This is a genomic window from Kribbella amoyensis, assembly GCF_007828865.1.
Classification (GTDB): Bacteria; Actinomycetota; Actinomycetes; order Propionibacteriales; family Kribbellaceae; genus Kribbella; species Kribbella amoyensis.
The window spans coordinates 72241-94486 of sequence record NZ_VIVK01000001.1 but is presented as its reverse complement, the minus strand read 5'-3'; the positions used below and the strand labels follow the sequence as shown (position 1 = coordinate 94486).

The 22246-nt window shown below is 69.7% G+C and carries 20 protein-coding genes; 11 read left to right on the top strand and 9 right to left on the bottom strand.

What is annotated here, in order from left to right; genetic code table 11:
- Positions 1–181: 181 nt before the first annotated feature.
- The gene (locus FB561_RS00460) at positions 182–847 is read left to right on the top strand and encodes a DUF1707 SHOCT-like domain-containing protein (RefSeq protein WP_145801718.1); all 666 of its coding nucleotides are present in this window, start codon (positions 182–184) and stop codon (positions 845–847) included.
- A 56-nt stretch (positions 848–903) separates the two neighbouring features.
- Here FB561_RS00460 and FB561_RS38150 read toward each other — a convergent pair whose 3' ends face one another.
- From FB561_RS38150 to FB561_RS00445, 3 genes are all read right to left on the bottom strand, one after another.
- Positions 904–1533, bottom strand: a complete 630-nt coding sequence (locus FB561_RS38150) for a hypothetical protein (protein WP_202880507.1) — start codon at positions 1531–1533, stop codon at positions 904–906.
- 83 nt (positions 1534–1616) lie between these two features.
- On the bottom strand, positions 1617–1772 hold the full coding sequence (locus tag FB561_RS00450; protein ID WP_145801710.1) for a type II toxin-antitoxin system HicA family toxin: 156 nt from the start codon (positions 1770–1772) through the stop codon (positions 1617–1619).
- Positions 1773–1866: 94 nt separating this feature from the next.
- Positions 1867–3528 carry a dolichyl-phosphate-mannose--protein mannosyltransferase gene (locus FB561_RS00445; RefSeq protein WP_145801693.1) on the bottom strand — a complete coding sequence of 554 codons (1662 nt, stop codon included), beginning with the start codon at positions 3526–3528 and terminating at the stop codon, positions 1867–1869.
- A gap of 117 nt (positions 3529–3645) precedes the next feature.
- Between FB561_RS00445 and FB561_RS00440 the strand changes: the two genes are divergently transcribed.
- From FB561_RS00440 to metG (FB561_RS00425), 4 genes are read left to right on the top strand one after another with little or no spacing between them, the layout of a single operon-like run.
- A complete protein-coding gene (locus FB561_RS00440) occupies positions 3646–3885 on the top strand; it encodes a hypothetical protein (RefSeq protein WP_145801684.1) in 240 nt (79 codons plus the stop codon).
- Positions 3882–4298 carry a type II toxin-antitoxin system VapC family toxin gene (locus FB561_RS00435; protein WP_145801676.1) on the top strand — a complete coding sequence of 139 codons (417 nt, stop codon included), beginning with the start codon at positions 3882–3884 and terminating at the stop codon, positions 4296–4298. The genes FB561_RS00440 and FB561_RS00435 overlap by 4 nt, the downstream gene beginning before the upstream one ends.
- Positions 4295–5137 carry a 16S rRNA (cytidine(1402)-2'-O)-methyltransferase gene (gene rsmI / locus FB561_RS00430; protein ID WP_145801668.1) on the top strand — a complete coding sequence of 281 codons (843 nt, stop codon included), beginning with the start codon at positions 4295–4297 and terminating at the stop codon, positions 5135–5137. The genes FB561_RS00435 and rsmI overlap by 4 nt, the downstream gene beginning before the upstream one ends.
- A 29-nt stretch (positions 5138–5166) precedes the next feature.
- A complete protein-coding gene (gene metG / locus FB561_RS00425) occupies positions 5167–6741 on the top strand; it encodes a methionine--tRNA ligase (protein WP_145801659.1) in 1575 nt (524 codons plus the stop codon).
- Positions 6742–7329: 588 nt separating this feature from the next.
- On the opposite strand, the gene FB561_RS00420 is transcribed toward metG (FB561_RS00425), so the two are convergent.
- The 5 genes from FB561_RS00420 to FB561_RS00400 are packed head-to-tail and all read right to left on the bottom strand — an operon-like array spanning position 7330 to position 12683.
- Complete coding sequence (locus FB561_RS00420; protein WP_145801649.1) at positions 7330–8256, bottom strand: phytanoyl-CoA dioxygenase family protein; 927 nt, start codon at positions 8254–8256, stop codon at positions 7330–7332.
- The gene (locus tag FB561_RS00415) at positions 8253–9578 is read right to left on the bottom strand and encodes an ABC transporter substrate-binding protein (protein WP_238334584.1); all 1326 of its coding nucleotides are present in this window, start codon (positions 9576–9578) and stop codon (positions 8253–8255) included. Before FB561_RS00415 ends, FB561_RS00420 begins: the two co-directional genes overlap by 4 nt.
- Before the next feature lie 17 nt (positions 9579–9595).
- The gene (locus FB561_RS00410) at positions 9596–10420 is read right to left on the bottom strand and encodes a carbohydrate ABC transporter permease (protein WP_145801640.1); all 825 of its coding nucleotides are present in this window, start codon (positions 10418–10420) and stop codon (positions 9596–9598) included.
- Positions 10421–10432: 12 nt separating this feature from the next.
- Complete coding sequence (locus FB561_RS00405) at positions 10433–11344, bottom strand: carbohydrate ABC transporter permease (RefSeq protein WP_238334583.1); 912 nt, start codon at positions 11342–11344, stop codon at positions 10433–10435.
- Complete coding sequence (locus FB561_RS00400) at positions 11337–12683, bottom strand: glycoside hydrolase family 36 protein (protein WP_202880506.1); 1347 nt, start codon at positions 12681–12683, stop codon at positions 11337–11339. Before FB561_RS00400 ends, FB561_RS00405 begins: the two co-directional genes overlap by 8 nt.
- A gap of 145 nt (positions 12684–12828) precedes the next feature.
- On the opposite strand from FB561_RS00400, the gene FB561_RS00395 reads away from it, so the two are divergent.
- Positions 12829–13734: a helix-turn-helix domain-containing protein gene (locus FB561_RS00395; protein WP_145801624.1), complete on the top strand. Its 906-nt coding sequence runs from the start codon at positions 12829–12831 to the stop codon at positions 13732–13734.
- Here FB561_RS00395 and FB561_RS00390 read toward each other — a convergent pair.
- On the bottom strand, positions 13718–15946 hold the full coding sequence (locus FB561_RS00390; protein WP_145801617.1) for a discoidin domain-containing protein: 2229 nt from the start codon (positions 15944–15946) through the stop codon (positions 13718–13720). The genes FB561_RS00395 and FB561_RS00390 overlap by 17 nt on opposite strands.
- A gap of 140 nt (positions 15947–16086) precedes the next feature.
- Between FB561_RS00390 and metG (FB561_RS00385) the strand changes: the two genes are divergently transcribed.
- The 5 genes from metG (FB561_RS00385) to FB561_RS00365 all read left to right on the top strand — a co-directional run bounded on the left by metG (FB561_RS00385) (position 16087) and on the right by FB561_RS00365 (position 22208).
- The gene (gene metG, locus FB561_RS00385; RefSeq protein WP_145801609.1) at positions 16087–17859 is read left to right on the top strand and encodes a methionine--tRNA ligase; all 1773 of its coding nucleotides are present in this window, start codon (positions 16087–16089) and stop codon (positions 17857–17859) included.
- A 70-nt stretch (positions 17860–17929) separates the two neighbouring features.
- The gene (locus FB561_RS00380) at positions 17930–18358 is read left to right on the top strand and encodes an SRPBCC domain-containing protein (protein ID WP_145801601.1); all 429 of its coding nucleotides are present in this window, start codon (positions 17930–17932) and stop codon (positions 18356–18358) included.
- Between the two features lie 73 nt (positions 18359–18431).
- Positions 18432–20681 carry a hypothetical protein gene (locus tag FB561_RS00375; RefSeq protein WP_145801594.1) on the top strand — a complete coding sequence of 750 codons (2250 nt, stop codon included), beginning with the start codon at positions 18432–18434 and terminating at the stop codon, positions 20679–20681.
- Positions 20682–20695: 14 nt separating this feature from the next.
- Positions 20696–21607 carry a TatD family hydrolase gene (locus tag FB561_RS00370; RefSeq protein ID WP_145801586.1) on the top strand — a complete coding sequence of 304 codons (912 nt, stop codon included), beginning with the start codon at positions 20696–20698 and terminating at the stop codon, positions 21605–21607.
- A gap of 7 nt (positions 21608–21614) precedes the next feature.
- Positions 21615–22208, top strand: coding sequence for a nitroreductase family protein (locus FB561_RS00365; protein ID WP_145801578.1), 594 nt, complete (start codon positions 21615–21617; stop codon positions 22206–22208).
- The last annotated feature ends 38 nt before the right edge of the window (positions 22209–22246 follow it).

The window sequence follows — 22246 nt, the reverse complement described above, 5'->3', positions numbered from 1 at the left end:
CCGGCGAGGCCGGCGAGGCCGGCGAGGTGGGCGAGGTGGGCGAGGTGGTCGCGGGGTTGGGGTGGTTGGACGGGGCGGGGTCCGGGGGATCCCCGGGTGGGCCCGGGTGTTTTGGGGTGCGGCCCGGAGTACGGGGAATTCTTGTTCCGGTGTGCCCGGAGGGCCGGATATCGTTCGGTCCATGGAGAACCTGCCCGACCGCCCGAACCCGCAGTCGCATCTGCGGGCGTCCGACTCCGACCGCGACCAGGTGGTCGAGGTACTGCGCGAGGCGTTGATGGCGGGCCGGCTCACCCAGGACGAGCACAGCGAGCGGCTCGAGCAGACGCTCAGCGCCCGCACTCTCGGCGAACTCGAGCCGATCACCCAGGACCTCGCCGTCCCCGGCCAGCCCTTCCGCCCGGCCACGGCGCCGGTCCCGGCTCCCGGCCAGGGCGTCGTACCGATCGAGGAGCCGGCCGACCCGCAGGACAGCTTCGACACGGTGATCGGCATCTTCGGGGGCGGCGAGCGCAAGGGCCGGTGGCGGGTCAAGCGGCGGACCAACGCGCTCGCCCTCTTCGGCGGGTACGACCTGGACATGACCAACGCGGTTTTCGAGGGCCGCGAGGTCACCGTGTACGCGTTCGCGGTCTTCGGCGGGATCGATGTGACCGTCCCCGCAGGCGTGGAGGTCCGCAACCACGGCGTCGGCATCTTCGGCGGCTTCGGCGGCCGCGGTACCGAGGACATCGACCCGACGGCCCCGGTCGTCGTTCTGAAAGGGCTGGCCCTCTTCGGCGGAGTCAGCGGCCAAGCAGCCAAGCCCAAGAAGAACAAGAAGGGCCACGGCCAACTCGGCCACTGAACCCGGCTCGTCTTCCGGGCTTGAGGACAGGCTGACGAACAGCTCGCTGAGTTTCGTCAGCGGGCGTTGGCTTTTCGCTTCCTGGTGCCGGGGCGTCCGGCGATCGATTTGCGTCCGATCGCCGGAGTGAAGGCCGGTGCAGTAGGCGCTCCGGGACGGGGTGACTCAGGGCGCGGTTCGGCTGGTGCCTTGGCGGGATTCGTCCGAGCGCGTTCGCCGAGGCCCTTCGAAGGTTGGACCTCCAGGACCACAGGTGCCTGGCCCGGAGCGAGGCGGACCGTCAGATCGTGCTGGTGCTCTGCCTGTGCGGTCTCGAGAACGTCCGCCAAGGTGGAGCGCTTCTGCCCGTCGGCAGCTTGCACCAGTTGCGAGACGCGTTGGTGGGAGACGCCGAGGACGGTACTCACGTCCCGGACCGGCACCTTCTCGGCCGACAGCGCGGAGGCGAACTGGCGAGTGAGGTCCGCGACGAACTGCTCGAGCTCGCCCGTGTAGCGGCGGAGATCCTCGACGAGGGTCTTCGTTGCCAGGACGTCCTGTCCTGCGACTTCGACGCCGGACACCGTGACCGACACCTCCGACAGAGGTATGTCGAGCGTCACCGCAATGTACTCGCGCGCCATCCGCTCGACCTCGTCCAACCGCCGGGCCTGGGTGAGGCCGTCGAGTCCGGGGATCGCGATCATCCACCACCGGCCGTCGCGGGTCACCATCGCCTCGAAGTGCCTCATCGGTCGTCCCCCTCACACTCGGCAAGCGCCAGCTCGAACTAGCGGACCACGCCAGGCGAGATCTCACGATGCCCGTCCGGCAGGCTGAACGAGTGATCGCCGCACGGGCAGCCGTAGATACTGTGCGAACCCACGGTGCGGAGTCGTTTCCACCCGGCGTCCTTGAAGGCCTTGACGACTTTGCGCGTCGGCATCTCGCTCACCACGAGAATAGGCTAGGCAGATAGACGGAATCAAGGCAATCTGGCTAGACGGTTGGCGGCGCGGTGTGGGAGTTCCCGGCGCCGGCTAGATCCAGGACTTGAACCACATGCGGTTGCGCCAGTCCATGTAGGCGAGGACCTGGTCGGTGAGGATGGGCCAGATGTAGGCGAAGTTGAGGACCACCAGGACCACGAAGGCGCCGACGACCGCGCTGCCGATCAGTCTTCGGGGGGTTGCGGCCTGGAGCGCGACTCTGGCCGGGCCGAGGATCTTGCCGAGAGCCAGGGAGAGCGCCATCACCGTGAACGGGACCATGGTGACGGCGTAGAAGAAGAAGATCGGTCTGTCGTCGAAGAAGAACCACGGGACCCAGCAGGTCAGGTAGCCGACGATCGGGACGCCGAAGCGCCAGTCCCGTTGCGCGATCCAGAGGACCAGCGCGGCGATCAGGGCGAGGGCACCGCCCCACCACAGCAGCGGCGTACCGACGGCCGAGATCACCGAGAGGCAGTTGGAGTTGGCCGGGGCGTCGCAGCCGCTGGTACCGGGCTTGATGTCGTTCACCGCGTCGAAGCCGATCGGGCGGGCGATGATGGGCCAGCCGGCCGGGTGGGACGCGTACGGGTGGGTGGCGTTCTTGATGTAGTCGCCGGTGTGGAAGGACAGCACTTCCTGGTGGTAGTGGATCAGGGAGCGGAAGTCGTCGGGCACGACCTTCATCACGCCGGTCGCCGGGTTCTTGGACGCGTAGTCGTGGTCGTAGGAGTTGTCGTTGAGCAGCCAGCCGGTCCAGGACGCGGTGTACGTGACGAGGGCGACCAGGACGATGCTGAGGAACGCCGGGATGCCGTCGACCAGCGCCGACTTCCAGAACGCGTGCCGTACGCCGAGGGCGCGGCGGGCGCCGAGGTCCCAGGCGAAGACGAGGATGCCGAAGCCGGCGATCACCCAGACCGCGCTCCACTTGGTACCGAGCGCGAGGCCGAAGCAGACGCCGGCCGTGATCCGCCAGGGGCGCAGCAGCAACCAGCGGCCGAGGGTCTTGCCCTCGGGCAGGGTGCCGTCGTCGGTGAGCGTGTCGGCGTGCCGGCGGCGGGTCCAGTCACGGTCGGCGACCAGGCAGGAGACGGCCGCGACCAGCCAGAACGCGAGGAAGATGTCGAGCAGGGCGACCCGGGACATCACGAAGTGCAGGCCGTCGACCGCGAGCAGCAGGCCGGCGATGCAGCCGATCAGGGTCGAGCGGGTCATCCGGCGGACGGTGCGGATCAGCAGCAGCACGGTCAGGGTGCCGAACAGGGCCGGCATGAACCGCCAGCCGAACGTGTTCATTCCGAACAACTGCTCGCCGGCCGCGATCATCCACTTGCCGACCTCGGGGTGCACGGTGAGGCTCGGGGTGTCCTTGAACACGTCCAGGTTGCCGGCCAGGATCTGCTTGTCCGCGATCCCCTCCGGCTTGTCGATGAACTGCCGCGCGTACCCGAACTGCAGCAGGGAGTAGGCGTCCTTGGCGTAGTAGGTCTCGTCGAAGACGAACTTCACCGGGTTGCCGAGATTCCAGAACCGCAGGATCGCGGCGAGCGCCGTGATCGCCAGGGTGGCGATCCAGCCGCCCTCGAAATCCTTCGGCATCGGCGGATAGAGCCGCTGCTTCAGCGGCGGCAGCCGTCGTCCCAGCGCGTCCCGTCCCAACATCTCCCGGGTCGCACTCTGGTCATCGATCACGGCAGTCACGCCCGCCATGGTACGGAGCCCGCCGTACCACCGGGCGTCGGCGCCACGGTTCAGCGAGCGGAACCTCGGTGGGCCGGGCCTGTGGATATCCGGTTTCCGGTCGGGCCGACCTCCTAGACTGGGGTCATGAGTACGCCACGGGAAGAGCTGCACGCTCTGATCGACGAGCTGCCGGACGACGCCGCCGCGGAGCTGGTGCCGGACATGCGCGCGATCTTGCGGCACCGGCTGCGGATGCGCCGGCGTGACTCGGCCGAGCAGCGCCCGTGGCCGCCGTCGTGGTTCGGCGCCGCGGCGGGAAGCGCGCCCGACATCGCGGCCCGGAACGAGGAGATCCTGCGAGACGAGCTCGGCCGGCGTTCGTGATCATCGTCGACACCGGACCGCTGGTGGCCGCTGTCCTGTACGCGGACGACGACCACCGGACGTGCGTCGACCTGTTCACCTCCGCGCATCTGAGCGGTGAGCAACTGGTCGTACCGAGTTTCGTGATTCCGGAGGCGTGCTACCTCATCCAGCGCGAGGCGGGGCCCAAGGTCGAGGCCGATTTCATCCGCTCGCTCGCGGCCGGCGACTTCGCGGTCGCCGAGTGCGAGATCGTTCTGGACCGGATCGCCGAGCTGATGGAGAAGTACGCCGACCTGCCGCTCGGAGTTGCCGATGCCTCGGTGGTGGCGACCGCGGAGGAGTTGGGCGCGCGGGAGATCGCGACGCTGGACCGGCGGGACTTCAGCGTTGTCCGGCCCCGCCACACCGCGTCGTTCGTGCTTCTCCCATGAGTGGGCGACTGATCTTGGCGGGGACTCCGATCGGGGATCTGGGGGATGCTACGCCGCGGTTGGCGCGGGTGCTCGGCGAGGCTGATGCGGTGGCTGCTGAGGACACTCGGCGGTTGCGGCGGTTGACTTCGGAGCTCGGGATCGCGGTGCGGGGGCGGGTGACGAGCTTCTTCGAGGGGAACGAGCGGGAGCGGACTCCGGAGTTGGTCGGGGCGCTCGTCGAGGGGCAGACCGTCGTTGTGGTGACGGATGCGGGGATGCCGAGTGTTTCGGATCCTGGGTACCGGTTGGTGGCGGCCGCGATCGAGGCCGGGGTGGAGGTGACCGCGGTCCCGGGGCCTTCGGCGGTGCTGACCGCGCTCGCGCTGAGCGGGTTGCCGGTGGATCGGTTCAGCTTCGAGGGGTTCCTGCCGCGGAAGCCGGGGGAGCGGGGGCGGACGCTGTCGGAGCTGAAGGACGAGCGGCGGACGATGGTGTTCTTCGAGGCGCCGCACCGGCTCGCGCAGTCGCTGGAGGCGATGGCCGAGGTGTTCGGCGCGGACCGGCGGATCGCGGTCTGCCGGGAGCTGACGAAGACCTACGAGGAGGTCAAGCGGGGCCCGGTCGGGGAGCTGGCGGACTGGGCCGCCGCGGGCGTCCGGGGCGAGATCACGGTGGTGGTCGCCGGGGCGGACAAGGCGCGGATCCTGACGCCGGCCGAGCTCGCGGCCGAGGTGGCGACCGACGAGGAGGCCGGGACACCGCGTAAGCAGGCGATCTCGGACGTGGCCAAGCGGTACGGGGTGCCGAAACGGACCGTGTACGACGCGGTGCTGGCCGCGCGTGACCCCGGGAAGTAGAACTGGCGCGCCCCACTAGGATTTACCTTATGTCCGACGCCGAGAAGGCTTACTACGTCACCACCCCGATCTACTACGTCACGGCCGCGCCGCACATCGGCAGCGCGTACACGACGGTGGCCGGGGACGTCCTGACCCGCTGGCACGCCCAGCGCGGCGAGCGCAAGTGGTACCTGACGGGTACCGACGAGCACGGCGAGAAGGTGATGCGCAGCGCCCAGGCGCAGGGCATGTCCCCGCAGGAGTGGACCGACAAGCTGGTCGAGGAGGCGTGGAAGCCGGCCTGGGTCGACGTCGACATCGACTACGACGACTTCATCCGGACCACCGAGAAGCGGCACACCGAGCGGGTCCAGGAGTTCTGGAAGACGCTGTACGAGAAGGGCGACGTCTACAAGGGCGAGTACGAGGGCCTGTACTGCGTCGGCTGCGAGGAGTTCAAGCTCCCCGCGGACATCCGGACCGACGAGGACGGCACCCAGCGGTGCATGATCCACGGCACCGAGCTGGAGACGGTCTCGGAGACCAACTACTTCTTCCGGCTGTCCCAGTACGCCGACAAGCTGCTCGCGTTGTACGAGTCGCAGCCCGACTTCGTGGCGCCGGCGAGTGCGCGCAACGAGGTGGTCTCGTTCGTCAAGCAGGGGCTGCAGGACCTGTCGATCACGCGGTCCACGTTCGACTGGGGCATCCCGGTCCCATGGGATCCCGAGCACGTTCTGTACGTGTGGATCGACGCGCTGCTCAACTACGTATCCGCCGCCGGGTACGGCACCGACCCGGAGCGGTTCGAGCAGCTCTGGCCGGTCGACGTGCACCTGGTCGGCAAGGACATCCTCCGGTTCCACGCGGTGATCTGGCCGGCGATGCTGATGGCGGCCGGCCTGGACGTGCCGAAGCAGGTGTTCGCGCACGGCTGGCTGCTGGTCGGCGGCGAGAAGATGAGCAAGTCCAAGCTGACCGCGATCGCGCCGAAGGAGATCACCGACCACTTCGGCTCCGACGCGTTCCGGTACTACTTCCTCCGCACGATCCAGTTCGGCTCCGACGGCTCGTTCTCCTGGGAGCACCTGAACGCGGTGTACACCTCGGAGCTCGCCAACGGCCTGGGCAACCTGGCCAGCCGGATCGCGGCGATGGTCGGCAAGTACTTCGACGGGGTGCTGCCCGAGCCGACCGACCACGGGCCGGCCGAGCAGGTGCTGGCCGACAAGCTCGCCGAGGTCGCCCAGACCGCGGACCGGGCGATCGACACGCTGGCGTTCCAGGACGCGCTGGCCGCGATCAACGATCTCGTCGGCGCCGTCAACGGGTACGTCAGTGAGCAGGAGCCGTGGAAGGTCGCGAAGGACGAGGCTCAGCGGGAGCGGCTGGCGACCATCCTCTACACGTCCGCCGAGGTACTGCGGGCGGTCGCGGTGCTGCACCACCCGACGATGCCGAAGACCGCCGCGAAGCTGTGGACCCTGCTCGGTGCCGAGGCGAAGCTTGGTCCGCTGGCTGATCAGCGCGTGCAGACGGCGGGGACCTGGGGGCAGTTGCCGGCCGGCAGCACGCTCACCAAGGGTGAGCCCCTCTTCCCCCGCCTGACCGAAGAAGCCTGACACACGCCGGGGCCTGGTTGGTTCGGTTAGAGGCGGGCTATTTGGCCTGGGGGGCCTGATTGCCAGTGGTGGGGTTGGAAGACTCTTTGTTGGTGGCGGCAGGGGCCTTGGCAGACGGGGCAGGTTCTGGTGATGCAGCCGTAGCGGATCCAGCGTCCGTACGGTTCGGGCACCTCCAGTTCCAGCGGGCGGAGCTGGACCTTGCAGTGCAGGCAGCGTGGCGTGGTCGTGTCGGACCGGCGGGCCCAGGCCGGCGGGGGTGGGAGCGCCGCGATGCGAGGATCGGGAACGCATTTCACCGGCGGGACGGGTGGGACGCGGAAGATCCGGAGGACCAGCGTCCACAGGGTTTTGAGGATCCGCACCGGCAGCGGTCCCCGGGCCAGGTCGACCGGTGGTTTGATCGGTCGTTCGTCCGTCATGGCTCCCCCAATCCGCGACCGGCTCCAGGATCGCCGGGGCCGGCCGCACGTCCGTGACGAGACCAGGATCAACCGGATTCCGCGGTCCCGACAGGTCCGTTACGAACCCGTTCCCGGCCGTCCATCGATGGAAAGCCGGGAACGGACTCGTGGGGTAGCGCCGCGGCTACCGAAGGGCACCAGAGGCGTACGCGAACCGCGACGGCGGCGTCGGTACCTCGTCCAGCCGCGGGTCGAAGCGGTCCACGAAGCGCACCCCGGCAGGGATCTCCACGCAGTCCGTCGAGGACCAGCCCCGCGTCAGCGTCGGGAAGTCGGGCACGTCCGGGTGGTAGTGCGGCTTGCCCGTACCGAGCAGGTCGCGTGCCATCGGCCCGGTGACCGCCTGGTACCGGAAATCGGCGGACAGCCGCAGCTGCTTGGTCAGGTTCGGCATCGCACCGTGGACGGTCAGCGAGCCGAACAACAACACGTCGCCCGGCTGGTACGTCGTGGTGCGCCACTCCGGGTGGTTCTCGTCGGCCTCGGCCCGCATCATCCCCGGTCCGTCCGACGCCTTGACCGGGAGGACGCCGAGGCGCGGTGACCCGGCGAGCACGCGGAGTCCGCCGATCTCCGGCGGCGCCTCGCTGAGCGGGAGCCAGGTGGTCAAGGTGTCGATACAGCCCTGGATGAACCGGTAGTCCTGGTGGATCGGGGTCGGGTTCGCGCCCGGGGACGGCGGCGCGATCCGGCAGATGTGGGCCGGATGCGCGAAGGCCGGCTCACCGAGCAACCGGGCGGCGAGCTCGAGCAACTCGGGCCGCGTCGCCAGCTGGTGGAACGCCTCGGTGCTCTGGATCGCGGTGTACGCCCCGAAGAAGCCGGGCGAACCCTCCTCGACGGCGCGGTCCGAGGCAAGCAGTTCCTCGGCCGCGGTCCCCGGTGCGAGCCAGTGGCTGTCGTACAGGATCCGGGCGATCCGGTCCCGCACGTCGCCGATGACGTCGGCCGGCAGCAGCCCGCGGAAGAAGAGGTACCCCTCTTCGGTGAGCCGGGCGCGCAGGGCGTCCGGGTCGCCGGCGATCGGGGCGGAGTCGAGCAGTTCCTTCATTTCTCGTTTCCGATCTTGTCCATCGTCGCGGCGATCCCGGCGACGTCGGTCTTGTCCAGGTACAGGTCGTTCACGGCCTTGTTGATCTCGGCCACCTTCGCGGTCCAGCCCTCCGCGGTCGGCATGTTCACCGTGCTGCCCGCGGCCGAGTCGAGGAACGGCTGGACGTCGACGCCCTTCTGCTTCCAGTACGCCGTGTAGCCCGCGCCGGCGCCGGTGAGCGCGGGGATGATGTACCCGGCATCGCCCATCAGCTTCTGCGCCTTCTCCGAACCGAGGAACGCGACCAGCTTGCCGGCCTCGTCCGGGTGCTTGGTCTTGGCGAACATCACCTCGGCCAGCCCGTTGATCACCACCGTTGGGCCGGCCGGTCCGGCGGGCATCGCGGCGACCCCGATCGGGAACTTCACCTCCGGCAACGCGAACGGCAGCAACGCGTTGTTGGCGGGGAACATCGCCACCTCGCCGCGGTAGAACATCTCGGTCGCCTGGCCGGTCGGCGGGTTGGTCCGGGTCCCGTTCGGCGACACGTTCCACTTGTAGATCAGGTCCCGCGCCCACTGCAGCGCCTGGACGGACTGCTCACCGGCGAACTCGAACGTGCCGTACGGCTTGTCCATCGCCTTGCCGCCGTTGGACGGGATCCAGTTCAGCCACTGGGTCTGGCTGTGGTTCCAGGAGCAGAAGCCCCACTGCTTGACCGAGGCCGGGTCGAACCCGCTTTGGCCGGCCCGCACCCCGGCCTTGTCCACGGTCAGCTTGCGGGCGATCTCGAGGAAGTTGCCGGAGCCGTCCGGGGCCCAGGTCAGCTCCTTCGGCATCGTCACCCCGGCCTTCGCGACCAGGGTCTTGTTGTACAGCAGGCCGACGACGCCCAGGTCCTTCGGCATGCCGAGCTGCTTGTCCTCGAACTTGTACGACTCGACCACGTTCGGGTGGTACTTGCCGAGGTCGATCTTGGTGTCCGCGATCAGGTCGTCGAGCGGCGCGAGCACGCCCTTGCCGGCCAGGTCCGGGAAACTCTCCACGGTCATCCAGAACACGTCCGGCGCCTTGCCGCTGGCGAGCTCGGTGGTGAGCTTGCTCCAGTACTGGTCCCAGGGCAGCACCTCCATCCGGACCGTGATGCCCGGGTTCTCCTCGGTGAACGCGGCGAACACCTTCTTGTAGCCGACCTCCTGCTGCTCGTCCCAGAGCCGGTAGACCAGCTCGACGGATCCGCCGCTGCCCGCGTCGTCGTCCCCGGACGAGCCGCAGGCGGTGACTCCGGCGAGACCGGCGGCGCCGAGCAGCAGGGTCCGCCGGGACAGGTGTGATGACATGAGACCCTCCGATGAAGCTACTTGAGCCCGGTGACTGCGACCGAGCGGACGACGAAGCGCTGGAAGAACACGAACAGCACCAGCAGCGGGGCCAGCGCGATCAGGCTGCCGGCCATCACGGCGTTGTAGTCGACGCCGATCTCCCCCTTGAACAAGGCGATCCCGACCGACAGCAGCCGTTTGTCCTCGCTGCTGGTGATGATCAGCGGCCAGAGGAAGCTGTTCCAGTTCGCCACCACGGCCAGCGTGGTGACGGTGACCAGGATCGGCTTGGACAACGGCAGCACGATCGAGAACAGCGTCCGGATCCGGCCGGCCCCGTCGATCCGGGCGGCGTCCTCCAGGTCGGCCGGGATGGTCCGGAAGAACTGCCGCAGCAGGAAGATCGCGTACGGCGTGCCGAGGATCGTCGGCAGCATCAACCCGGCCCAGGTGTCCACCAGGCCGAGCTTCTGCATCATCAGGTAGAGCGGGATCATCGTCACCACGGCCGGCACCATCAAGGTCGACAGGTAGACCCAGAACAACGCGTCCCGGCCCGGGAACGACAACCGCGCGAACGCGTACCCGGCGAGGACGGCGAAGACCAGCTGGCCGGCCGTGATCCCCGCGGTGACGAGGACCGTACTCAGCAGGTAGCCGCCGAATCCGGAGGCGAACAACCGCTCGAAGGCGGCCGTACTCGGCGGCAGTCCCGGCTCCCACGGCGCCGTCGCGAACAGTTGCCCAGGGCCCTTGAACGCGGTCAGCAGGGTGAGCAGGTAGGGGAACACGGCCAGCACGCAGCCACCCACCAGGATCAGGTAGCAGAGCAGGCTCACCGGGAACCGTGATCTGGTCATGCGTGGACCTCCTCAGCTGAAGTCGTAGGTGGTACGGCGCTCGAAGTACGCGAACTGGGCGACCGACACGGCCAGGATCACCGCGAACAAAGCGACCGAGATCGTCGCCGCGTAACCGAAGTCGAACTTGCGGAACGCCTCGTCGTAGATCAGGTAGGTGGCGACCTCGGTCCTGTCGCCGGGCCCGCCCTCGGTCATCACGAAGATCGTGTCGAAGGCCTGGAACGACCCGATCACGTTGGTGACCAGGACGAACAGCAACGTCGGCCGGAGCAGCGGCAGCGTGATCCCGAAGAAGTGCGAGACCGCGTTCGCCCCGTCCAGCGCGGACGCCTCCCGCAACGCGGCCGGGATGCTCTGCAGGCCGGCCAGGAAGAACAGCATGTTGTACCCGGCGAACTGCCAGATGTGCACCGCGGCCACGCTCGGCATCGCCAGCAGCGACGACGACAGCCAGGCCGGTCCGTCGATCCCGAACAGCCCGAGGAACTGGTTCAGCGCGCCGCGTTCGGGGTCGAAGATCCAGGCCCAGACGAGTCCCATCGCGACCGGGGTCGCCATCCACGGGATCACCAGCAGGGCCCGGAAGTACTTCATCCCGCGGAGCTTGCGGTCCACCAGCAGCGCGAGCAACAGCGACAGCACGGTCGTGCCGGGGACGCAGATCAGCACGTAGTACCCGGTGACCAGGAACGAGTGCCGGACGTCGGAGTCGCCGAACAGCTCGCGGTAGTTCGCCAGCCCGACGAACTCCGGGGTCGCCAGCAGCTTCCAGTCGAACAGGCTGAGCACGATCACGATCAGCACCGGCGCGAGCAGGAAGCCGAGCACGCCGACGATGCTGGGCGCGAGCATGGCGTACCCGGCGAGGGTCTGGCCGCTCCGCGCCGATCGGCGGCGCGGCCGGTGCGCGGGCTTAAGCATCGACTTCTCGCAGCGGGTGCGGGCGGGCCGAGCTCGGGGTGAGCAGCGCGCGGGTCCGGTCCAGGCCCCAGGCGTCCAGGTCGGCGATCGGGTCGCTCGCCATCCGGATCCCGGGCGAGGTCTCGATGTGCCGGGCCCAGGCCGTCCGGTCCTGGATGTCGGGCCGCACGATCAGGCAGTCCGGGTCGTTCGCCCACCACCGGCCGTGCAGGAACTCGCGGGCCTTCGAGGTGGACCGGGCGCCGCGCTGACCCGGCTGGCTGATGTCACCCGACGGCGGCTCGACCAGCGGGTCGGTGTCGGGGGAGACGCGCATGCTGTCGACCAGACCGAGGCTCGGCAGGATCGGGGCGCCACAGCCGTGCAGGATCCGGTTCGGCCCGACCACCTCGCGGAGCAGGCCGAGCCCGCGCCGGTACGCCTCGATCCCGGTCACCTGCTCGTGCCGCCGGCCCTCGATCGCGCCCGCGTAGACGAAGTCCAGCTTGTAGTGGTCGTACCCCTGCCGGCACAGCTCGCCGAAGACGTCGCGCAGGTGCTGGGCGGCGCCCGGATGGGTCACGTCGAGGACGAGCAGGTCCTGGCCCCAGTTGGTCCCCGCGGTCACGTCCGGGACGAGCCAGTCCGGGTGCTTGCGGGCCACCTCGCTCTTGCTGCCGACCACGAACGGCGCGACCCAGATCCCGGCCCGGCGGCCGCCCGACCGGATGTCGGCCGCCAGCCGGACCGTCGAGCCGAAGTCGTCCCGCGGCGTCAGCCAGTCACCGATCTCGGACTGGTACCCCTCGTCGAGCAGGACCAGGTCCACGCTCAGCCCGTGGGTGTCGAACTGCCGGACGTCGGTCATCACGTCCCGCTCGGTGACCTTGCCCCAGTACGCGTACCAACTGCACCAGGACGGGCCGAACACCCGCACGTCGACGCCCCCGCGGTACCGGTCGGCGAAGGCGCCGGCCCAGTCGGCGAGGGCCTGGTTCGGGTTCGCCGGCCGGGTGCCGACCACGTCGACGGCGCCGTCGGCCGAGACGACGAGCCGGTCGCCGCGGACCTCGCAGCGGATCGACGGCACCACCTCGGGGGTCGGCGCGCTGATCACGTGCACGGAACCGTCGGTCCCGGGCGCGACCGCGAGCAGGCCCTCGCCCTGGAACCGCCCGGGCTCGGCCGGCTGCGCGATCCCCGGCCGGTACGCCATCACGTGGTGGTTCGGCGCGGTCGGCCGCGGCGGGCTCGCGGTCAGTGGGTACCAGTCGCTCGGGCTCCAGGACTGCCAGCCGTGTTCGAACACCCGCGCGGCCGCGGCGTCGTACTCGAGCTCGATGACGGTGGCGAAGCCCACGGGGTACCTCGTTTCGCTGGAACCGGAAGAGGGGAAGTCAAAGCAGCAGGATCCTGCTGTCGGGCGGTCCGAACAGGAGCGCTGGTGATGGCCCTGAAAACCACGCCGACATGGGTAATCTAGGGATCTCCCCGAAGGGTGCACCATGACAGAGGCTGCTGAATCCGAGCACGATCTTGCTACCCGGATGCTGATCGAGCTCTACAGCGAGATCCCGCCGCCGGGCAAGCTGGTCACCGGGCACTTCCACAACGGCGGCGACTACCGGGTGGTCCGGCCGGACGGCGTCGGCAGCTGGTACCTGCTCTACACGGCCGGCGGGACCGGGCACTACCAGATCGGCCGGGACGGGATCACGCTGCGGCACGGTGACCTGATCCTGGTCAGCCCGGGGACCGAGCACGACTACGGCACCGTCGGCACCTACTGGGAGAACTGGTGGGCGCACTTCCAGCCGCGCCGGGACTGGCACGCCTGGTGGTCGTTGCCGGAGGCAATGCCGGGGCTGTCGTACGTGCGGCTGACCCGGCCGGCCGACACCGACCGGGTCGTCTCCGCGTTCACCCGGCTGCACCGCGACGCGCAGCGGGCCGGGCTGTCACCGACCGGCGACACCGAGCTCCAGCTGCTCGAGCAGAATCTCGCCGTCCAGCTCACCATGAACGGCATCGAGGAGGTCCTGCTGGTGGCGACCAGCAGCCTGCGCCGGGACAACCGGCAGCTGGACGCCCGGGTCCAGCTGGTGCTGGACGCGATCACCTCGGACCCGGCCCGGCCGCACACGCTGAACGCGCTGGCCGGGCTCGCGCAGGTCTCGGTGTCCCGGCTCGCCCACCTGTTCAAGGCCCAGGTGGGCGACTCGATCATGAACGTCGTGGTCGGGCTCCGGCTGCAGCGCGCGGCCGAGCTGCTGACGGCGACCGACATGTCGATCGGGCAGGTCGCCCGGGCGGTCGGGTTCGAGTCGCCGCACTACTTCAGCCGTCAGTTCGGCCGGCACTTCGGCCTGCCCCCGACCACCTACCGCGACAGCGTCAGGAACCCTGACTGAGCGCGATGTTCAGCTCCGCCGCGGCCGCGTACCCGGCGCCGCCCTCCAACCCGACCAGCCGGACGTACCGGGCCGTGGTCCCGTCGGGCAGCCGCGCGATCTTCGCGTCGACGGACCCGTCCCAGCTCCCGGTCGTGGCCGAGGTGAACGTCGTACCGTCCTCGCTCACCTGGACGTCGTACGAGGAGATCCGCCCGTTCGGGACGGCGGCGTCCTGGCGCGGTGTGTAGACGAGCGCCTCGATCTCGCGGCTCCGGCCGAGGTCCAGCGTGATCGACTGCGGCAACGGGGCGTACGGGCTCCACGCGGAGTGCCAGAGCGTCGAGCACTTGCCGTCGAGCGCGCCGGCCGCCTTGTTCGCGGCGTTGCCCTCACTGGTCGCGGTCGCCGTCATCTCCTCCTGGGGCAGCAGCACCAGCGGCCCGAACGGACCATCGACGGGCGGCGGCGTCCCCGGGATCGCGGTCACCCGCCCGAGCGCCGGCGCCTTGATCGCCGGGTTCGTCCGCAGGTGGTTGAGGAACACCTCCTGGCCCATCTTCGGCGCGCGCACCAACCGGTCGAACTGCTCGAAGCCGGGGTACCCGTACTGCGTGCCGTGCAAGGGCATCGCGGCACTGGTGGCGACGCGGTACGTGCGATTCGCGTCCAGCGGTTTGCCGTCGATGAGGACCTTGGCCGGATCGACCCGCTGACCGACGGGCTTGCCCTCGTCGTAGGTGTAGCGGACGTTGCCGGACACCGCGAGCGAAGACGATCGGCGGCAGCCGTACGCGGGTGGCAGCCACTGCTGTTCGAGGACCGCGTCGATGGTTGAACCCCGCAGCGACAGGGTGGTGATCGGGGAGATACCGGCCACCGGCCACGCCTCGCCGTACAGGACGCGGCCGGGCCGGTCGTTCGCGTTGGTGCCGGGGGCGTAGTTGAGCCCGGCCGCGATCACGTCGACGCCGAGGTCGGCCGGGACCAGGGCGAACTCGGCGGCCCCGGCGGACTTGCCGGCGGCCGCGGACCGGTACAGGTCGGCGACGAAGTTCCCGGTCCGGCTCTCCGCGGTGGTGGAGAAGTCCAGGTCCCGGTCGATCGTGGCCAGCGGCTCGCCCTGGCGCGCGGTCCACCGGTCCGTCCAGTACTTGACCATTTTCTGGATCGCCGGGTCGGGCGTGACGTTCTTGGTCACCGCGTGGTTCGCCGAGGTGGTCGCCGAGCGGATCACGTCGCCGGTCGCCGGGTCGATCGACAGGTTCACCTCGCCCAGGACGCGGCCGTGGTTGGACGCCTCCAGGACCGGTCGCGGGGTGCCCTCGGGGTCGGGGATCGAGCAGTTGAACGCGGTGTGCCAGTGGCCGCCGAGGATCGCGTCGATGCTCGGCGACATCGCCCGGGCGGCGTCGAAGATCGGGCCGCTCGGGTTCTTGCAGTCGTTGAACAGCCCGTCCTGCTGGCCGCCTTCGTGCATGCTCACCACGATCGACTTCACGCCCTGCGCGTCGAGTTCGGCGGCGGCCCGGTTCGCGGCCCCGACCAGCGCCTGGAACTCGTACCCGGAGCCGGTGATCGACAGCGTCTCGGTCGGTGTTCCCGGGAACCCGAGCCCGATGAACCCGACCTTGACCGACCCACCGGCCGGGTTCGGCACGCTGGTCACCCAGTACGGCGCAAGGGCCGGCTGCTTGGTCTTCGGGTCGACCACGTTCGCCGCGTGGTACGCGTAGTCCGTGCCGTGGAAGGGTTTCCCGGTCGAGTCCGGGAAGCAGGTGTCGAAGCCGGGCTTGCCGTAGCAGGCGCCCGACATCATCCGGCGCAGGAACGGGAACTCCCGGTCGAACTCATGGTTGCCGGCGACATCGAAATCGAGCCCGAGCGCGTTCAGCACCTCGATCGTCGGCTCGTTCGCGAACGCCTGGGTGTAGTCCGGCCAGCCGCTGAACTGGTCCCCGGACCCGATCAGGAACGAGTTCGGCTGCCCGGCCCGGAGCCGGTCCAGGTGCGCCTTCAGGTACCCCGCGCCGCCGACCGCCAAGGACCCGGACGGCCCGGCGATGGTCAGGTTCTCGGTCTCGGAGAGGTAGCCGTGCAGATCGGTCAGGCTGAGCACCTGCACCGGGATCGGCGCCGGCGCGGCACTCACCGGCGGCGCCACCGCGGCAGCGGACCCGGCCAGGGCGAGGGCCAGCACGGCGAGGACACGGGACCTTCGGAAGATCGACATCGTCAGCTCCTGTCGGACGGACCGACCCGCACCGTAACCACCGGCCCACCCCACCCGACATCGCCTGACCTGCTGATCTCGTACACGATCCGGCTATAACCCTTGGCCGCCGGCGGACCGCCCGCTCTACAGTCGGCGACATGGTCCACATCCTGGCCGCGGTGGCCTGGCCTTATGCGAACGGGCCGAGGCACATCGGGCACGTGTCCGGTTTCGGCGTACCGAGCGACGTCTTCGCGCGGTACCAGCGGATGGCCGGGAACGACGTGCTGATGGTGTCGGGGACGGACGAGCACGGCACGCCGATCCTGGTCCAGGCCGAGCGGGAAGGGGTCAGCCCGCAGGAACTCGCTGATCGGTACAACCAGGTGATCGTCGAGGACCTGCACGGCCTCGGCCTGTCCTACGACCTGTTCACCCGCACGACGACGCGAAATCACTACGCCGTCGCCCAGGAGTTGTTCCGGACCGTGCATCGCAACGGGTACCTGGTCACCCGGACCGCGCTCGGGGCGATCTCGCCGTCGACGGGGCGGACCCTGCCGGACCGGTACATCGAGGGCACCTGTCCGATCTGCGGGTACGACGGGGCGCGCGGCGACCAGTGCGACAACTGCGGGAACCAGCTGGACGCGATCGACCTGCGGAACCCGCACAGCCGGATCAACGGCGAGACTCCGGTGTTCGTGGAGACCGAGCACTTCTTCCTCGACCTGCCCGCGCTCGCGGACGCGCTCGGCTCCTGGCTCGGGACCCGGACGGACTGGCGGCCGAACGTGCTCAAGTTCGCGCTGAACCTGCTCGACGACGTCCGGCCGCGGGCGATGACGCGGGACATCGACTGGGGCATCCCGGTCCCGCTGCCGGGCTGGGAGGAGAACCAGGGCAAGCGGCTGTACGTCTGGTTCGACGCCGTCATCGGGTACCTGTCCGCGTCGATCGAGTGGGCCCGGCGGACCGGTGACCCGGACGCCTGGCGCGCCTGGTGGTGCGATCCGGCCGCGCTCTCGTACTACTTCATGGGCAAGGACAACATCACCTTCCACGCCCAGATCTGGCCGGCCGAGCTGCTCGCGTCCGCCGGTCGCGGGGCGCGCGGTGGGACGCCGGGGGAGTACGGCGTGCTGAACCTGCCGACCGAGGTGGTGAGCAGCGAGTTCCTGACGATGGAGGGCCGCAAGTTCTCCTCGTCCCGGTCGGTCGTGATCCCGGTGAGGGACGTGCTCGAACGGTACGGACCGGACCCGTTGCGGTACTTCATCGCCGCGGCCGGACCGGAGACGCAGGACACCGACTTCACCTGGTCCGAGTTCGTCCGCCGGAACAACGACGAGCTGGTCGGCACCTGGGGCAACCTGGTGAACCGGACCGCGTCGATGATCGCCCGGAACTTCGGCGCGATCCCGGCGGCCGGGCCGCTGACCGACGCGGACCACGAGCTGCTAGGCCGGAGCCGGGACGCGTTCGGCCTGGTCGGCGAGCACCTCGGCCGGCACCGGCTCCGGCAAGCGGTCGGCTCGGCGTTGCGGGTCGCCGCCGACGCGAACCAGTACCTCTCGCAGCAGGCGCCGTGGAAGGAGACGGACCGGGAGCGGCAGGGCACGATCCTGCACGTCGCCGCGCAGGTGGTTGCCGATAGCAATCGTCTGCTCGCGCCGTTCCTGCCGCACGGCGCCCAGCGCGTGCACGAGGCGCTCGGCGGGACCGGGGTGTTCACGGACCAGCCGGAGATCCGCGAGGTGGCGGACCTGGACGGCGGACCCGGGTACCCGGTGATCACCGGCGACTACGACCGCACGACTTCGTGGTCCTCGCGTCCGGTCGTGCCCGGGACACCGGTGGCGGCGCCGACGCCGGTCTTCACCAAGCTGGCGCCGTCCGTCGTCGACGAGGAGCTGGCCCGGCTGGGGTGACGCCTTTCTCCAAGACCGAGGGCGGGCGCGGGACTACCGTCGAAGGGTCTAGCGAAGGAGATTGAGAACGATGGCCGGAATCGTGGCCACCGCGGAGATCGACGTCCAAGCACCGCCGGCCCGGGTCTGGGCGGTCCTCACCGATCCGGACCAGATCCGGCGGTTCATGTTCGGGGCCGAGGTACGGACGGACTGGCAGGTCGGGAGCCCGATCGTCTGGGCCGGGGACTACGAGGGACGGGCCTACGAGGACAAGGGGGAGATCCTCGCGTTCGAGCCCGAGCGGTTGCTCAAGGTGACGCACTACAGCCCTTTGAGTGGTCAGCCCGACGTCCCGGAGAACTACCACACGCTCACGTACGAACTCGCCGCGCAAGGCGACGGGACGCGGCTCTCGCTGAGCCAGGACAACAACGCCAGTGAGGAGGAAGCAGCCCACAGCCGGGGCATGTGGGAGCAGATGGTCAAGAATGTGAAAGAGGCCGCCGAGGACTCTTAGTCCGGCGGGCGTTCGAGGGTCCAGTTGGTTAAGCTGCTACGGCCTCGTCGCCGAGAGGAAGTAGCAGAAGTCCATGCAGTCCCGCGCCGTCCGGTTCGGTCTCTGGCTGGCCGTTCCGCTGGCGATCGTTCTGCTGCTCGCGAGCGTCGGCGATCCGATGACGGCGTCCCTGCGCTACCTCATCACCTGGGTGCTCTCGGTCCTGCTGCCCGGCATGCTGCTGTGGCGGGCGCTGACCGGTGGCCGGTCGATCGCCCAGGACCTGGGCTTCGGCGCGGTGCTCGGGCTCGCGTGGCAGCTGCCGGTCTGGGCGCTGTGTACCGCGCTCGACGTGCCGAAGCTGCAGTGGATCGCGTTGCTCGGCTTCTACGTGGTGTTCGTCCTCGTCCCGCCGTTGCGCCGCCGGGCTGGCCGATCGCCGGAGCAGACGGCCCCTGGCTGGTGGTCCTCGGTGCTGGCGATCAGCCTGCTGGTCGCGGTCCTGCGCACGGTGGTCGGCCTGTTGCGGGCGTGGCCGTTGCCGCCGATCGCGTTCGACCGGCACCAGGACTACTGGTACCAGCTCGGCCTGGTCCAGTCGCTGCTGCGCGAGGTCCGGCCGCCGGACCTGTCGATCCTCGGTGAGCCGTTGATCTACCACTGGTTCGCGAACGCCTCGATCGCCAGCCAGTCCCTGATGGCGAACGTCGATCCGGCCGCCGTCCTGATGCACCACTGGCAGATCACGTTCGTGATGAGCCTGGTCCTCGCCGGTTGGGCGGCAGGGGAGGCGCTCACCGGCAAGACCTGGGTGGGCGCGGCCGGCGGTGTCCTGTCCGGGGTGCTGCCCGGCATGATCCAGCTCGTCGGGTATCCGATCGCCGAGGTGTCGCCCGCGCAGATCGTGCAGGGTCCGACCGGTGCGCTCGCGGCCCTGGTGATGCTCGGCCTGGTCGGGCCGACGGTGCTGATCCTGCGCAAACAGGCGACGATCGGGACCTGGATCGCGATGGCCCTGATGATCGGGATCGCGACCGGGACCAAGCCGACGGTGCTGCCGATCATGCTGGCCGGATCCGCTGTGGTCGGGCTGTACGCCTGGATCACCGAGCGTCGGCTGCCTCGGCGGATCCTGGCGCTCGGTGCACTTGCGGGCGGATTCTTCCTGGCCGCCACGGTCGCGCTGACCGGGAGTACCGGGGGCAGCCGGATCCAGTTCCTCGCCGCGGTGCGGGCGTTGCCGTTCTACGCGAGCGTGACAGGTGACAGGTCGTACCCGGCGACCGGCGGCTGGGTGGTCCCGTCGCTGGCGACCGGCGAGCTCCGGCTGGTCTTCTTCGTGGCCGCCCTGGCTGCGTACTACCTGCTCATCAACGGCGGACGGATGCTCGCCCTCCTCGGTACGGTGACCAGCCCGGCGCGCCGCGATCCGGCGTACTGGTGGCTGGCGGGCTGTGTCACCGCGGGGACCTTCATCACGCTCGTCTTCTCCCACACGGGGTTCTCGGAGTACCACTTCCTCCGGACCGTGACGGCGCTGGGCGTGGTCGGCGCCGTCGCGGTGGCGTCCACGTTGATCGACGAGAAGACGCGGTGGCGCCCGATCCTGGCCGCGGCGGCAGCGGCGTTCGGGGTGGCCCTGCTGATCCGCGGGCTCTCACCCGACTCGATCGTGGTCACGTCGGCGATCCGCGCGTACGCCGTGGTGATGCTGCCGTTCCAGCTGGTCGCCCTGGCGGCGGCCCTGGTCATCATGCGGACCAAGGCGCGGACCACCTCGCTCGTCCTGCTCCAGGTGATCGCGGTCGTGATCGCGGCCGGGTTGCCGAACCAGCTCGCCGTCTTCGGCGAGAACCTCACCGCCGCGGTCCGCGGGCAACAGGTCCAGGCCGATCCGCGGTCGCGGGTCTATCTGACCGAGCACGAGCAGGAGGCGGCGATCTGGCTCGGCCGGCACGCGCAATGGGGTGACGTCGCGGTGAGCAACGTGTTCTGCATGCCCGCGCCGTACCGGCGGGGCTGCCCGGACGACGCGTTCTGGATCTCCGGGTTGAGCGGCGTGCAGCAGTACCTCGGCGGCTGGGCGTACGCCCCGGTCAACCTCAGCGCGACGCACAACCGGACCAGCTTCCTGACCCAGCCGTCACCGTGGCCGGACCGGCTGCAGCACAGCCTGGACGCGATCCGCCGGCCGAGTCCGCAGCTGCTCGCGATGCTGAAGAACCAGGTCGGCGTGGACTGGATCGTGGCCGATCTGCGGGCCGGTCCGGTCTCGCCCGCGCTGGACCGGCTGGCCGAGCGCGTCTACGCCAACGACGACGTGCGGATCTACCGGTTGCGGTAAGTAGGCTGGTCCGCATGTCTGACGGTGTGGAGGTCGATCGCCCGACCCGGGAACGGGCTGCCATCGGTGAGGACGGGCGGTCGCGGGACCGCAGCCGGCCCGCCGTTCCGGATCCGCTGCCGATGAGCGTGGTCGACGCGCACTGCCACCTGGACATCGCCGACGGCGAGGACGGCGCCTGGCTGAGCCCGGCCGAGGCGATCAAGCTGGCGTCGTCGGTCGGGGTGACCCGGATCGTCCAGGTCGGCTGCGATCTGCCGGGCGCGGTGTGGGCCGTCGAGGCCGCCGAGCAGTACCCGAACCTGATCGCCGGAGTCGCCCTGCACCCGAACGAAGCGCCCAAGCTGAAGGCGGCCGGGGAGCTGGAGTCCGCGCTGGCCGAGATCGAGCGGCTGGCGACCAGTACGGACAAGGTGCGGGTGATCGGCGAGACCGGGCTGGACTACTTCCGGACCGGCGAGGACGGCCGGGCCGCGCAGCACGAGTCGTTCGCCGCGCACATCGAGCTGGCCAAGCGGCTGGACAAGACGCTGATGATCCACGACCGCGACGCGCACCAGGACATCCTGGCGATCCTGGACCGCGAGGGCGTCCCGGACCGGTTGGTGATGCACTGCTTCTCCGGCGACACCGAGTTCGCCCGGGAGTGCGTGAACCGCGGGGCGTTCCTCAGCTTCGCGGGCGTGGTCACGTTCAAGAACGCGCAGTCGCTGCGGGACGCGCTGGCCGTCACTCCGCTCGACCGGGTGCTGGTCGAGACCGACGCGCCGTACCTCACGCCGTCGCCGCACCGCGGTCAGCCGAACGCGTCGTACCTGATCCCGCACACGGTCCGGAAGATGGCCGGCGTGCTGAACATCTCGGTCGCCGAGTTGTGCGAAGCCCTGTCCGGCAACGCGGAGCGCGCCTTCGGCGGAGCCTGGTAGCCCGCGGATGGAGTTCGGCGAGGTCGTCCGCCGACGGCGGATGGTGCGCAACTTCGACCCGGACCGGCCGGTGCCCGCCGAGGTGCGGGAGCGGATCCTGTCCAACGCGCTGCACGCCCCGTCCGCGGGGTTCAGCCAGGGCTGGGCGTTCCTGGTGCTCGAGGGCGCCGACAAGGAGCGGTACTGGGAGACCGCCGGCGTCCAGCCCGGCCGCGAGGACTGGGTGACCCGGTTACGCCGCGCGCCGTTGCTGGTGCTGCCGTTCGCGCACGAGCAGGCGTACCACGACCGGTACGCCGAGCCGGACAAGAACCGCTCCACCTGGACGGCGCCGTACTGGTACGTCGACACCGGGATGGCGTCGTTGCTGATGCTGCTGACCGCGGTCGACGAGGGTCTGGGGGCGTGCTTCGTCGGACTGCCGGTGCCGCGGATCCCCGCGATCAAGGCCGAGTTCGGGGTTCCGGCCGAGTTCGCGCCCCTCGGCGCCATACCGATCGGGTATCGCGCGCCCGACCCGCGCTCGCCGTCGTTGCGCCGCGGCAGGCGTCCGACCTCGGAAGTTGTGCATCGAGGGCACTGGGGTCAGCACACCGAGTGATCGGCTCATTACACCTATCGGCCCCGCAACGGCGAGCC

What these genes read in the sequence shown, in the direction of transcription:
- metG (WP_145801609.1), top strand. Translation starts at nt 16,087, where the DNA reads ATGGTCCACATCCTGGCCGCGGTGGCCTGGCCTTATGCGAACGGGCCG.
- FB561_RS00440 (WP_145801684.1), top strand. Translation starts at nt 3,646, where the DNA reads ATGAGTACGCCACGGGAAGAGCTGCACGCTCTGATCGACGAGCTGCCG.
- FB561_RS00410 (WP_145801640.1), bottom strand. Translation starts at nt 10,420, where the DNA reads ATGACCAGATCACGGTTCCCGGTGAGCCTGCTCTGCTACCTGATCCTG.
- FB561_RS00380 (WP_145801601.1), top strand. Translation starts at nt 17,930, where the DNA reads ATGGCCGGAATCGTGGCCACCGCGGAGATCGACGTCCAAGCACCGCCG.
- FB561_RS00395 (WP_145801624.1), top strand. Translation starts at nt 12,829, where the DNA reads ATGACAGAGGCTGCTGAATCCGAGCACGATCTTGCTACCCGGATGCTG.
- FB561_RS00365 (WP_145801578.1), top strand. Translation starts at nt 21,615, where the DNA reads ATGGAGTTCGGCGAGGTCGTCCGCCGACGGCGGATGGTGCGCAACTTC.
- FB561_RS00390 (WP_145801617.1), bottom strand. Translation starts at nt 15,946, where the DNA reads ATGTCGATCTTCCGAAGGTCCCGTGTCCTCGCCGTGCTGGCCCTCGCC.
- FB561_RS00405 (WP_238334583.1), bottom strand. Translation starts at nt 11,344, where the DNA reads ATGCTTAAGCCCGCGCACCGGCCGCGCCGCCGATCGGCGCGGAGCGGC.
- metG (WP_145801659.1), top strand. Translation starts at nt 5,167, where the DNA reads ATGTCCGACGCCGAGAAGGCTTACTACGTCACCACCCCGATCTACTAC.
- FB561_RS00415 (WP_238334584.1), bottom strand. Translation starts at nt 9,578, where the DNA reads ATGTCATCACACCTGTCCCGGCGGACCCTGCTGCTCGGCGCCGCCGGT.
- FB561_RS00370 (WP_145801586.1), top strand. Translation starts at nt 20,696, where the DNA reads ATGTCTGACGGTGTGGAGGTCGATCGCCCGACCCGGGAACGGGCTGCC.
- FB561_RS38150 (WP_202880507.1), bottom strand. Translation starts at nt 1,533, where the DNA reads ATGATCGCGATCCCCGGACTCGACGGCCTCACCCAGGCCCGGCGGTTG.
- FB561_RS00420 (WP_145801649.1), bottom strand. Translation starts at nt 8,256, where the DNA reads ATGAAGGAACTGCTCGACTCCGCCCCGATCGCCGGCGACCCGGACGCC.
- FB561_RS00445 (WP_145801693.1), bottom strand. Translation starts at nt 3,528, where the DNA reads ATGGCGGGCGTGACTGCCGTGATCGATGACCAGAGTGCGACCCGGGAG.
- rsmI (WP_145801668.1), top strand. Translation starts at nt 4,295, where the DNA reads ATGAGTGGGCGACTGATCTTGGCGGGGACTCCGATCGGGGATCTGGGG.
- FB561_RS00375 (WP_145801594.1), top strand. Translation starts at nt 18,432, where the DNA reads ATGCAGTCCCGCGCCGTCCGGTTCGGTCTCTGGCTGGCCGTTCCGCTG.
- FB561_RS00450 (WP_145801710.1), bottom strand. Translation starts at nt 1,772, where the DNA reads ATGCCGACGCGCAAAGTCGTCAAGGCCTTCAAGGACGCCGGGTGGAAA.
- FB561_RS00460 (WP_145801718.1), top strand. Translation starts at nt 182, where the DNA reads ATGGAGAACCTGCCCGACCGCCCGAACCCGCAGTCGCATCTGCGGGCG.